Annotated in this window: 10 protein-coding genes; 6 read left to right on the top strand and 4 right to left on the bottom strand. The window is 67.3% G+C overall.

The features are described 5' to 3' along the window. The first annotated feature begins 233 nt into the window (after positions 1-233). The gene (locus BM150_RS13980) at positions 234-2,498 is read left to right on the top strand and encodes an AAA family ATPase (RefSeq protein WP_092927689.1); all 2,265 of its coding nucleotides are present in this window, start codon (positions 234-236) and stop codon (positions 2,496-2,498) included. Between the two features lie 52 nt (positions 2,499-2,550). Here BM150_RS13980 and BM150_RS13985 read toward each other — a convergent pair whose 3' ends face one another. Together BM150_RS13985 and BM150_RS13990 are read right to left on the bottom strand one after the other, a co-directional pair. Beyond that, the gene (locus BM150_RS13985; RefSeq protein WP_092927690.1) at positions 2,551-3,231 is read right to left on the bottom strand and encodes a LytR C-terminal domain-containing protein; all 681 of its coding nucleotides are present in this window, start codon (positions 3,229-3,231) and stop codon (positions 2,551-2,553) included. Then, complete coding sequence (locus BM150_RS13990; RefSeq protein WP_092927691.1) at positions 3,232-3,702, bottom strand: DUF3263 domain-containing protein; 471 nt, start codon at positions 3,700-3,702, stop codon at positions 3,232-3,234. A gap of 269 nt (positions 3,703-3,971) precedes the next feature. Between BM150_RS13990 and BM150_RS13995 the strand changes: the two genes are divergently transcribed. After that, complete coding sequence (locus BM150_RS13995) at positions 3,972-4,544, top strand: peptide deformylase (RefSeq protein WP_092927692.1); 573 nt, start codon at positions 3,972-3,974, stop codon at positions 4,542-4,544. A gap of 19 nt (positions 4,545-4,563) precedes the next feature. Here BM150_RS13995 and BM150_RS14000 read toward each other — a convergent pair whose 3' ends face one another. Further along, positions 4,564-5,175, bottom strand: coding sequence for a Uma2 family endonuclease (locus tag BM150_RS14000; protein WP_092927693.1), 612 nt, complete (start codon positions 5,173-5,175; stop codon positions 4,564-4,566). Between the two features lie 243 nt (positions 5,176-5,418). Here BM150_RS14000 and thiC point away from each other — a divergent pair, with 243 nt between their 5' ends. Further along, a complete protein-coding gene (thiC, locus tag BM150_RS14005; protein ID WP_092927694.1) occupies positions 5,419-7,074 on the top strand; it encodes a phosphomethylpyrimidine synthase ThiC in 1,656 nt (551 codons plus the stop codon). A 143-nt stretch (positions 7,075-7,217) separates the two neighbouring features. Here the strand turns inward: thiC and BM150_RS14010 are convergent, their stop codons facing one another. Further along, complete coding sequence (locus BM150_RS14010) at positions 7,218-7,454, bottom strand: hypothetical protein (RefSeq protein ID WP_092927695.1); 237 nt, start codon at positions 7,452-7,454, stop codon at positions 7,218-7,220. A gap of 201 nt (positions 7,455-7,655) precedes the next feature. Between BM150_RS14010 and thiD the strand changes: the two genes are divergently transcribed. The 3 genes from thiD to BM150_RS23775 all read left to right on the top strand — a co-directional run bounded on the left by thiD (position 7,656) and on the right by BM150_RS23775 (position 12,293). Further along, on the top strand, positions 7,656-8,534 hold the full coding sequence (gene thiD, locus BM150_RS14015; RefSeq protein ID WP_092927696.1) for a bifunctional hydroxymethylpyrimidine kinase/phosphomethylpyrimidine kinase: 879 nt from the start codon (positions 7,656-7,658) through the stop codon (positions 8,532-8,534). A gap of 248 nt (positions 8,535-8,782) precedes the next feature. After that, positions 8,783-10,756 carry an FUSC family protein gene (locus BM150_RS14020; RefSeq protein ID WP_092927697.1) on the top strand — a complete coding sequence of 658 codons (1,974 nt, stop codon included), beginning with the start codon at positions 8,783-8,785 and terminating at the stop codon, positions 10,754-10,756. 1,024 nt (positions 10,757-11,780) lie between these two features. Continuing rightward, entirely contained in the window at positions 11,781-12,293 is a 513-nt protein-coding gene (locus BM150_RS23775) for a hypothetical protein (RefSeq protein WP_139219531.1), read from the top strand. Positions 12,294-12,373: the final 80 nt, after the last annotated feature.

Consider the following 12,373-nt stretch of genomic DNA (forward strand, 5'->3'; position numbering starts at 1 on the left):
CAGCGTGCGTGTCCCCGGTGCGTGAGTCGGATGCATCGCGAGGCCGGGCCGCCTCGCCGCGCAGGTCGCTACTCAAGAGTGGCCCAACACTCCCAAGGCGCCGACTCACGTGCCGGCTACCCGACCACCGCGCCGGCGCAACCGACCCAGCAACGCAGCGAGAGCCCGCGAGAAGTTCCGCCACCCGACCGGCTACGGCAACCGAGCCGACGCAACACCATTACTGTCGTGGGGTGAGCGCATCCCTTTCGCTACGAGCCCGGTTGTCCACCTCGGCCACCGACCACCGGCGCGGTGTACTGCGGCTGCACCCCGAAGTACTGGACGCACTGGGAATACGGGGACTGGACGCGGTGCGGGTCTCCGGCGCGCGGGACACGGTGGCGCTGGCCGCGACCGCGCCGGTACGGGAGTCCACCGGTGTGGTGCTGGTCGACGACATCACCCTCACCAACGCGGGGGCGCGGGAGGGGGACCAGCTGGTGGTGACCCCGGAAGAGGTACGTACCGCGCGTTCGCTGACCGTGTCGGGTTCGCGGCTGGCGACCGCCTCGGTACCCCCGGAAACGCTGCGTCAGGCGCTGACGGGCAAGGTGCTGCTCGCCGGGGACACCGTGTCGCTGCTGCCGCAGGACCTGTCCGGAACCCCGTCCGTGACGACGAGCAGAGTGCGCAGCACCCTCTCGGCCACGATCGGGGTCACCTGGACCAACGAGCTGGTGACCGTATCCGCCACCGACCCCGCGGGCGCCGTGACCGTACACCCGGCGACGATGGTGTCCTGGCAGCACGAGTCCCCACCGGCGACCTCGGCCGGCACCGAGCGGGAGGCGCCCGGCACGATCCCGACCGGCGCCGGGAGGGAGGACTCCCGAACCAGCCGGGCGGGTGATGACGAGGCAGCGGAAGGCGAACCTCCCCGTCCGCTGCCGGTCTCGGACCTGGTTGCCGGGCGGCAGGCGGCGAAACGTCTGGAGGAATGGCTTCGGCTGTCGTTCGAACAGCCCGAGCTGCTGGCACGTCTCGGCGCTCCGGCCAAGCTGGGCGTGCTGCTGGACGGTCCTCCCGGTGCGGGCAAGGCCACCCTGGTGCGCTCGGTGACCGCCGCGGTGGGAGCACACCTGATCGAACTCGCGGGTCCCGGTACCGGAGCGCTGGAGGCGGCCACGGCCGCGCAGCGGGTCCGTGACGCACTCGGTCGGGCCCGCGCGGCGGCCGCCGAGGGCAGCGGCTGCGTGCTGCTGCTCACCGATGTGGACGGTTTGCTGCCCGCGACCTCTCCCCCACCGCTTTCCACGGTGGTGCTCGACGAGCTGCGTGCCGCTGCCGCCGTGGACGGGTTGGCGATCGTGGCCACCAGTTCCGATTCGCGACACGTCGACCCCCGGCTGCGCGTCGCGGAGCTGCTGGACCGGGAGCTGACCGTCGGGCTGGCCGACAGGGCGACCCGCATCGAGCTGCTGCGGGTGCTGCTGCGGGACACTCCGCTGGATCCCGCGGTGGACCTGGGCGAGCTGGCCGAACGGACCCCCGGATTCGTCGCGGCCGATCTGGGAGCGCTGACCAGGGAGGCGGCCGTGCAGGCCGCGCTGCGGCACCGTGCCGAACCGGAGGACGGTGCCCCGGGAGTGCGGCCCGAGGACTTCGAGCAGGCGCTGTCGTCCGTCCGCCCCATCTCGATGTCCACCACGGACACGTTGCGCACCGGCGAGATCGGGCTGGACGACGTGGGCGACATGTCCGAGGTGAAACAGGCGCTGCACGAGACCGTGCTCTGGCCGCTGCGGTACCCGGACTCGTTCGCGAGACTGGGGATCCGGCCGGCGCGCGGAGTGCTGCTCCACGGCCCACCCGGTTGCGGCAAGACCTTCCTGGTGCGCGCCCTCGCCGGAACGGGCAGGCTCAACACGGTCGCGGTCAAGGGAGCGGAGCTGCTGGACAAGTGGGTCGGCGAGTCGGAACGCGCGGTGCGCGACCTGTTCGCGCGCGCGGCGGACGCCGCGCCGACCCTGGTTTTCCTGGACGAGATCGACGCGCTCGCACCGGTGCGGGGACAGTCCTCCGACTCCGGGGTGACCGACCGGGTGGTGGCAGCGCTGCTCACCGAACTGGACGGAGTGGAGCCGATGCGCGACGTGGTGGTCATCGGCGCCACTAACCGGCCCGAGCTGGTCGATCCGGCGCTGCTTCGCCCGGGCAGGTTGGAACGTTCCGTGGGGGTTCCGCCGCCGGACGCGGCGGCGCGAGCGGAGATCCTGCGCACGGCGGGCGCCAACACCCCGTTCGCGGCCGACGTGGATCTGACGAGCCTCGCCGAGTCGTTGGAGGGCTACTCTGCGGCCGACTGCGCTTCGCTGATCAGGGAAGCCGCGCTGACCGCGCTGCGCGAGTCGCTGCACGCGGCCGAGGTGTCGGGCGCGCAGCTGGCCTCGGCGCGGGAGCGGGTGCGTCCCTCACTCAGTCAGGCACAGCTCGCCGCCTTCGAGTCCTATCGGTAGGAAGGGGAACTCGACCGCGAGGGTGGTGGGAGCTCGGCGCTGGGGCGGTGCCTCAGCCGAGACCGTCGTAGTTCTTGGTGACGATGACGATCACGCCGGGGCTGGCGTCGGTGATGCCGTTGAACCTCGGCTCGACCCTGGCATCCAGCCGCCGCGCCACGGTGCGCGCCTGCGCACGTTCCCCGGTGTCCGGCCGGTAGTAGACGGTGGTGACCGGGATCCTGCCGCCCGCGTAGTTGCCCACCTCGACCACCCGGAAGCCCGCGCCCCTGAGGTCGCGCGCCGCGCGGTGCGCGAGGTTATCGATCTTGCTGTTGTTGTAGACCCGCAGCGAGATCCGTTTCCGGGAGTCCCCTTCACCCGAATTACCGTCGTTCTGGCTGCCGCCACCCCCATTCCGGCTCTCCGATGTGGTCCCGGGAGCGGTCGCGGAAGACGACCCCCGATCGGTGGAGGTCTCCGAGGAGCGGGAGTTCGACGACTCGGACGGTTCCGAGGACGCCGAGGTGTTCGGCGCGGAGGTTCCCGGGGTTTTCGCGGAGGTGCTCGTCACCCCGCCGCTCGTCGAAGCCGGTGGCGGAGGCGCCGTACCTGTGGGATCGGCCGAGGGCTCGCGATCTCCGGTGAGCGCGGTGGCCACTCCGAAGAACAGGGCGAGCACGCCGACTCCCAGCAGCGTGAAACCGCCGATTCGGGCGGCGGAACGCCCGGTTGCGAACTCTCCGGAGGGCATTCAGTACTCCCGTTCGGGTTCTGGACGCGCGGCGCTCGTGCCGAGCCTGCCATCCGCGCGCTGCCTGCGCAGTCGTTTGATCAGCATCGGTTCGGCCCGCATCGCCGCCGGTTTGTCGAGCAGTTTCGCGATCAACCGATAGTACTCGTGGGGTTCGAGAGCGAACAGTTCCCGGACGGCACGCTCCTTGCTGTCCACCGCTTTCCACCACTGGCGTTCGAAGGCCAGCAGTTCACGCTCGCGGTCGGTCAGCTCGGTGCCGGAGGAAGCCTCCTCGGGCTCGGTTTCCTCGGTCGGCCCACCGGGTTGTTCCGGTACTCGTTCGAGGGGTTGGGTGATCGGTTCCACGGCACGTAAGTGCCCGTACCGGCGGGGTTCCTCCGGTTGTGAATCGGGCCGCTCCGCCACCCGCGCCAGCAGCTCGCACTGCCGCGCGATCTCGTGTGCGGTCAACATCTGGGCGGCGTCCATCTCGCACCTCGCCTCACGATCGGCTCTCCGCACATGGTGAATCACGGAAGCGTGATTCCCACCCTCGTATTACACCATGTCTTGATCAGTGCCGGGGGTCATCACACGTAAGGGTGATGTATCAGGATCACAACGACTGTGAACCTCGCGCGACGAATCATCTCGACACGGTGAGTCATTCCCCGGCAGGCGGCGGAAGGCCGGGAGCGATCGCTCCCGGCCTTCCGCCGCCTGCCCCGGAGCGCGCCCGGCCGGATAGGCTTTCGCGCATGACTGTCCACCCCATCCGCATCGCGGGCGATCCGGTACTGCACACCGCGACACGCGAGGTCGATGCCTTCGACGACGAGCTGCGCACCCTGATCGACGACATGTTCGAGACCATGAACGCGGCCAACGGGGTGGGGCTGGCGGCCAATCAGATCGGGGTGGACCTCCGGTTGTTCGTCTACGACTGCCCGGACGACGAGGGCGTGAACCATCGGGGTGTGGTGGTCAACCCGCAGCTGGAGACCTCGGAGATACCGGTGACCATGCCCGATCCGGACGACGACTGGGAGGGCTGCCTGTCGGTCCCCGGCGAGTCGTTCCCCACCGGTCGGGCGGACTACGCGAAGGTCACCGGCTTCGACGGCAACGGCGCCGCCGTGAAGCTGGAGGGACACGGCCACCTGGCCAGGTGCTTCCAGCACGAGACCGACCACCTCGACGGTTACCTGTACCTGAGCAGGCTGACCGGAAGGCACGCGCGCGCCGCCAAGAAGATGCTCAAGCGCAACGGCTGGACCGAACCGGGAAACTCGTGGAACCCGGCCACCGACGCGGACCCGTTCGCCGAATAACAGGGCTCGAGGCGCTAGCTCAGAACCGCGAGGTGTCCAGGTGGAAACCGAACGGCTCGGGCAGCTCGATCCCGTCACCGAACGGGACCTGAACCGGGTGCCGGTAGTGCCCGGACGCGGGATCGGAGTACAGCGACACGGTCGGTTCCCCGGAGTCGTAGCGGTCGACGAGCAGGTAGAGCGGCACTTCCGCACCGGCGTACGCCCGGAGCTTGGTTGTTCGGTCAGTCTCGGGATTGCTGGGGGAAGTGATCTCGACGGCCAGCAGCGCGAGCGCGGCGGGCACAGGAGCGGCTTCCGCGTCGCTCGGAACCCGGTCGCGCGGTATCACCGACAGATCCGACACGAAGAGACCGACGCGCGGCGCCACCGAGACACCGGCGGTCTGAAAGATCGCCCAGTGGTCCGGCACGTTGCGCACGAACAGCCGGTGCGGTTGGTCCGCGACCAGGTTGTGTTCGTGCCCGGGCGGCGGTGTCAGCACGATCCTTTCCTCGATGATCTCCGCGCGCCACCCCTCGGGCACATCCAGTTCCCGCCAGACCTCGAACAGTCCCGTCGAGGTCGGGGGCGAGTATGCCGGCGCGGCGTGCACAGCGCGCTCACCTGCTGCGTCCGATTCGTGACGCATCGCATCCTCCCGGCGGGAACCGCGGACCCGCGACTGGTCAACAGCTTACCGACTCGGGAACCACCCGGCCGGGGCAACGACACGCATTGCGCGCCGGGCCGAGGATGGCTAGTGTCTGCCGCCGACAACAGAAACCGCGGGAGCTCGCACCGGAAGCGGGCTGAGAGGGCGACTGGAGCGGATCTCCGGGGTCGCCGACCGCATGAACCTGACCGGGTAATACCGGCGTAGGGAGGAACGGCCATGGCCGACGTGTATCCGAACGAGTCCACATCGAACGGAACGGCCACACCGAGCATCACCACCGGAGCGATCCGGGGTTCGCACAAGATCCACCACAGCACCGAGTCGGGACTGCGCGTGCCCGCGCGCCGGATCGAGCTGAGCAACGGCGAACACCTCGACGTCTACGACACCTCCGGGCCCTACACCGACGACAGCGTCGGGATCGACGTGCACCAGGGCATCCACCCGCTGCGTCGCGGTTGGACGGACGGGCGCGAGCACCGCACCCAGCTGGAGTCCGCGCGGCAGGGTGTCGTCACCCGCGAGATGGAGTACATCGCGGCGCGCGAGGACCTCTCCCCCGAGTTCGTCCGCTCGGAGGTCGCCGCGGGACGCGCGGTGATCCCGGCCAACCGCTGCCACCCGGAGACCGAACCGATGATCATCGGGAAGAACTTCCTGGTGAAGGTCAACGCCAACATCGGCAACTCGGCGGTCACCTCCTCGGTCGAGGAGGAGGTGGAGAAGATGGTCTGGGCGAGCCGCTGGGGCGCCGACACGATCATGGACCTGTCGACCGGCAGCCGCATCCACGAGACCAGGGAAGCCATCCTGCGCAACTCGCCGGTACCGATCGGCACGGTCCCGATATACCAGGCGATGGAGAAGGTCGACAGCGACCCGGCCAAGCTGACCTGGGAGATCTACCGCGACACCGTGATCGAGCAGTGCGAGCAGGGCGTGGACTACATGACGGTGCACGCCGGGGTGCTGCTGCGCTACGTCCCGATGACGGCCCGGCGCGTGACCGGCATCGTCTCGCGCGGGGGTTCGATCATGGCCGCCTGGTGCCTGGCGCACCATCGGGAGAGCTTCCTGTACGAGCGGTTCTCCGAGCTGTGCGAGATCCTGCGCTCCTACGACGTCACGTTCTCGCTGGGCGACGGGCTGCGTCCGGGTTCGATCGCCGACGCCAACGACCGCGCCCAGTTCGCCGAGCTGGAGACCCTCGGCGAACTCACCCACATCGCGCGGGAGCACGGTGTGCAGGTGATGATCGAGGGGCCGGGACACGTGCCGATGCACAAGATCGAGGAGAACGTCCGCCGCGAGGAGGAACTGTGCGGCGAGGCCCCGTTCTACACCCTCGGGCCGCTGGCCACCGACATCGCTCCGGCGTACGACCACATCACCTCGGCGATCGGCGCGGCCGAGATCGGCAGGGCGGGCACCGCGATGCTGTGCTACGTCACCCCGAAGGAGCACCTGGGACTGCCGAACCGGGACGACGTCAAGACGGGCGTGATCGCGTACAAGATCGCGGCACACTCGGCCGACCTCGCCAAGGGCCACCCCCGTGCGCAGGAACGCGATGACGAGCTGTCCAAGGCGCGCTTCGAGTTCCGCTGGAACGACCAGTTCAACCTCTCGCTGGACCCCGACACCGCGCGGGCCTACCACGACGAGACGCTGCCCGCCGAGCCCGCGAAGACGGCGCACTTCTGCTCCATGTGCGGGCCGAAGTTCTGCTCGATGAAGATCACGCAGGACGTGCGCGACTACGCCGCGAAGCACGGCCTGGACAGCGTGGAGGCGATCGACGCCGGGATGCGGGAGAAGTCCGAGGAGTTCGCCGCCTCCGGCGGGGAGGTCTATCTCCCGATGGCCGAGTAAATCCCCGCACCGTCCCGCGTGAAACCGTTCGGGTTGTTCCGACGTCTCGGGAACATCCCGGACGGTTCAAGCGGGCGAGTACCGGCCCGCTCCGGGCGTTTCCGGAACGGCATCACGCCGGATGTGTAGGAATGATGCCGTACTCATAGCGATTCTTCCTCCCGGAGTTGATCCACGAGGGCGTTCGACACGACAGCCCCTCGGCGTGGCAACGGACTGAATCCTCGGTTGAGGACGCTCCTCGGCCGGAGGTCACCGGAGGCGTGCAACGCCTGGCGGGCGAGTTCGGACAGGGTCTGCCCGGTAGAGCGGCCCTCGCGACGGGCACGCTCCTTGAGCGCGACGTGAACATCGTCATCCAACCGAAGTGTGGTGCACATGGATCCGATGCTGGCGCATCGAACCGACGAACACGCACGAGGTGACTGTCGGACCCCTTTTTCCCACTCGCGAAATTTGCCGGACGAGTCGCTCCGATTCCTTCATCCGCAGCTACACAACGCGGGTGCCGCTGGGACACACCGTGCGCTAACCGAGCCGACCCATCCACCCGGCCCACCCGCGGCGCGGGGACTTCTACGATGAGTTCGATGGACTCCACACCCACGGGCACCGGAATCCGGCCCGCCAACGACACGGCCCCGCCAACGGCCCTGACGATCGCGGGATCGGACTCGGGAGGCAGCGCGGGCATGCACGCCGACCTGCGCACCTTCTTCTCCTGCGGCGTGCACGGCATGACCGCGGTGACGGCGGTGACCGTGCAGAACACGCTCGGGGTTTCCGACATGGTCGAGATCCCGCCGGAGACGGTGGCGGCCCAGGTCGAGTCGGTCGCCTCCGACATCGGGGTGCACGCCGCCAAGACCGGGGTGCTGCCCTCGGCGACGTGCATCGAGGCGGTGCTGGCCGCCTGCGACCGGCAGGGCATCGGCCGGGACTGCCGCACCCCGCTGGTGCTCGATCCGGTCGCCGCCTCGCGCAACGGCGAACCGCTGCTGCGGGCCGACGCGCTGGCGGCGCTGCGCGACGAGGCGTTCCCCCGGGCCACCCTGGTGACACCGAACCTCGACGAGGTGCGGCTGCTGACCGGCATCGAGGTGCGCGACCGGGACCAGCTCTGGGACGCGGCCAAGGCGGTGCACGACTTCGGCCCCGAGTACGTGCTGATCAAGAGCGGGCACCTGCCCGAGGACCCGGAGTGCGTGGACCTGCTGTTCGACGGGCACGAGGCCGTCACCCTGCCCGGCCCCCGGTACTCCACGGTGCACACCCACGGCGCGGGTGACGCCTTCGCGTCCGCGATCACCGCCGCGCTGGCGCGCGGCGCGCCGATGGAGCGCGCGGTCCGGCTGGGCAAGCGGTTCGTCAGCCGTTCGGTGCGGCACGCCTACCCGCTGGGCAACGGCGTCGGCCCGGTCTCGACGTTCTGGCGGATCAGCAGTCGCTCGATCCAGTGATCGCCACCCGGCCCCGGCGCTTCCGGGCGCGGCGATTTCGCGAGAAATTGCCGAAAAGCCCTACTAACGAGTGATTTCGCTCGCTGCCCGGTAACCCTGATCGTGGGGTGTGTCGACATATCCGACGAGGGACTGAATTACCACGGCAGAGTGGTTCGGGGACCCCTGCCCTGGTAACAGCCGATCGTCGGCATCGCCGTCGATACGTCAGTACGAGCACACACCAGGGGAAGCGTGGGGCGAATCCGGTGCTGAAACGACTACGGGCAGAGCTGTCCACCGAAGCGGGCGCGCCAGATCCGCGACAGCGGCAGTACACCACGGCAGTGCTGCTCGCCGTGGTGGCGGCGACCCTCGTCGGCCGGCTGTCCGACATCGGAGAACCGCTGATCATCGCGGGGATGACGGCGGTGCTCACCCTGATCTCCTCCGGTGGGCACTCGCTGCGCGCCGACCTGCGGATGTTCGCGAGATTCGCGCCCGCCATCACGGTGGTGCTGGCCGTCGGGCCACTGCTGACGAACGCGCCGGTGCTCGCGGGGGCGCTGGTGGCCGCCGTGGTGTTCGGCTCGGGCATGCTGCCCGCACTGGGAGAGCGCTACCGCACCTTCGGGCAGACCTTCGCCGCCGCGACGCTGCTGGCCACCACGACCGGGATCGGCGCGGGAGAACCGGCCTGGATGCTGGCGACCGCCGCCGTGCTCGGCGCGCTGTTGGCGCTGCTGCTGCGGGTGCTGGTGGGCCTGACCGATCCGAGCAGGACGATCCGGGCGACCGTTGCGCGCACGTTGACCACCCCCGGGCCGGGCGTGGTCGAGAGCGCGGCCGACGCCTGGCGCGCCGACGGCAGGGTCGGCTGGCTGGGACAGGTGCTGGCCGGTGCCGCCCGGTTCCGGGCGGCTCGCGAAGTACTGTTGGCGCAGGCGCAGCAGTCGCACGGTGAGCAGCGGGAATGGCTGTACCGCATCGCGGCGCGAGCCGACGAGATCGCGGCCGAACTGGCGGTGGCCGTTCGCTCGCGGGTGTGCACCGGTCTGAACGGTCTGGCCCGCACGCGCCCCGAGGTGCTGGAGGGTGCGGCCAACCGGCAGGTGCCGGACGCGGTGCGCGGCATCAACGAGGGGTTCGACCGGGTCCGCCGCGCGGTGCTGCAACGGGACCAGGCGGCGGCCACTCCGGCGGAGCGCGGTGGCAGGCGGCAGCAGGCCGTGGGGGCGATGCGGGCTCACCTGTCGCTGCGGTCCTCGCTGTTCCAGCACGCGCTGCGCTGCACCCTGGCCGTCACGGTGGGTATGGTGATCGTGCTGCTGCTGCGGGACCCCTCCGCCTCCACCCTGCTGCTGAGCCTGTACGTGGTGCTGCAACCGGCGGCGCGGGACAGCATGAACGGGGCGCTGGAACGCACCGGCGGCGCGGTGCTCGGGGTGATAGTGCTGGCCGTGGTGATCGTGCTGGTGCCCTACGCGACGCTGCTGATACCCGTGTTCATAGCGGCGATGCTGTTGCGGGTGGAACGGCTGCGCAACGACTACCGCGTGCTGCTGGGCGCGCTGATCGCCATCACCGTGCTCGCCCGGATCGTGGAGTTGGACGAGCGCTCGCTGGTCAACGCGACGATCAGCTTCGCGGCCAACACGGCGATCGGTGCCGCGGTCGCGCTCAGCGTGGGATTCGTGAGCTATCTGGTCCTGCCGGGCAGCCTGGTGCCGGACGTGCGGGGGACGGTGCGCGCGACCGTGTGGTCGGTCTCGGAACTGCTGCGCAGTGTCCGCGCGGTCGGGCGCGGTGCGGACCTGAAGGCGCCGCTGCGGGCCGCGCACGTGCTCGCGCTGCGCCGCACCCAGGACCTGCTCGGCCTACCGGCCAAACTGGACGGTTCCGACACGGTTGAGGAGGAAGCCGAGCGCAGCAGCAGAGACGCGGCGGTGGCGCTGGACGCGCTGCGGCAGGACCTGGCGACGCTGGCGTTCCGACCCGACTCCGAACGGGCACTGGCGGTACCGGCGCTGAGCGCGGTCGATGACCTGCTGGGCGGCAACACCACGGCGCGGATACCCGACATCCCGTCCGGGCAGGCGCCCGCCACCGAGCTGCTGGCCGGTTCCCTGCTGGAGAACGCGCTGCACGCCAGGGCCGCGATCGACGAGACGTTCGGCTACAACGACCCGTGGAAGAGCTACACCATCTCGTTCGTGCGCCCGGAGCGGTTGCGGATCAGGTAGGAGACTTCAACTTGCTGTTTAACCTACAGTAGCGGTGGCCGGGGCCCGATTGATCATAAGTGCAGCCTTCACAGCCCTTAACACATTGGAGATCTTGACCTGAGATGATCTTAGATGGTTGCTACCCCGTGGGTTGTCTCGGACAAGTTATCGGAGGGAGTCGAGCTGTTGCTGCCGGTGCGGTCGACGAGTCGGACGACTCCGAAGCCACTGCCAGATCGGCAGGTGTTGCAGGGGATCTAGTTTGTTCTGGTTACCGTCATCGGAGGAAGATCTGCCGCAGGAGCCGGGGTTCGGGGTGGAGATGAGGCGCTAGCGACGGTTACGAGACTGGCGAGAGGCCGGGGTATTCGAACAGCTCAACGAGCTAGTACTGGCCGAACTCAACGCCACTAGTGAGATCGATTGGCGGCGTTTATGTGGATACTTATCACATTCACGAGGAAAAAGGGGGGCACAGACAAGGAACCGAGCCCTCCTCGGTCATGGCAAGACTGGATCGAAACACCACCTGATCTGCAATGGCGTCGGTGCGCGGCTATCGTGGACGCCATCGACACAAACCCGAGGTCCTCGTTGCCGAATGCAACTACGATCACGACAAGTACCGACATCTGTTGTGACAGCGTGAGATCCGCCCGTTGATCAGCCGACGTGGCCCCCGGGATACCAACCAGCCCGCGCGCTAGGTCGTCTAGCAAACCCTGCCACTGCTGCACCAATCCCGACGCTTGGCCACCCGTTGGGGACGCCACACCAACATTCACTACGGATTGATCACCCCGACCTACTGCCTCATAACCTGACTCAGGATCCATAGTCAAATGCATTAGGATTTCTTACTCCAAATTGAGTAACTCAACTAACACACCCTCCCCCAGAAAGAGCAAGCATTTAATCTCCAAAGTGTCAAGAATCACAATAAACACAAAAAGGTTGATTTAACGAACAAACAAAACATAAACTCATCAAAGTCGATCTTCAGAATTCGACGTTAATGCAATGAAAACCAATAAGGAAAACAATGCGATTAACAAAGTCTATTTCTGCAATTTTTGCTGCGCTAAGCATGCTGCTCGCAGTTCCAGCAACTGCTGCAGCATCACCTGCAGCTGAAAGCGATAGCAACCAAGATGTCCAGCCTTACTGGTCAGATATGGCCGAAGTAGAAATCCCAGGTACTGGCGGTACGGTGGTTGCAAATGCTTGGCAATGCAATGTTTACACTGATAAGTGTGACTTTCAGACAGCAGCCAAAGCGTGGAAAAATGGAAGACACTTCCAAGTTGACAAAATTGTCAATACGGCTACGTTGACTGCCAACGGCATTCAAGCGGAAATCTCGATTTCACCTACCGGAAAATTCGTGAGCAAAAATATCAGAAAGCTCACTTGGGAAAACACGAACACTTGGATTTCTGACCTGAGGGGAGTGGCAGATCCTAGTGGTCTATTTGACAGTATGACGACTTGTTCAGATGCTAGTGTTTTTGTTGATGGCACAAAGGGATTTGCTGGCGCGTGCGCTAATGGGTAGTACTTCACACTAAATATTTATTGCCGACCTGTCGCGGCGGGTCGGCAATAAATATTACTTCGAGACGAAAGATTACTTGT

Origin of the sequence: Actinopolyspora alba (assembly GCF_900112765.1) — a bacterium.
Taxonomy (GTDB): domain Bacteria; phylum Actinomycetota; class Actinomycetes; order Mycobacteriales; family Pseudonocardiaceae; genus Actinopolyspora; species Actinopolyspora alba.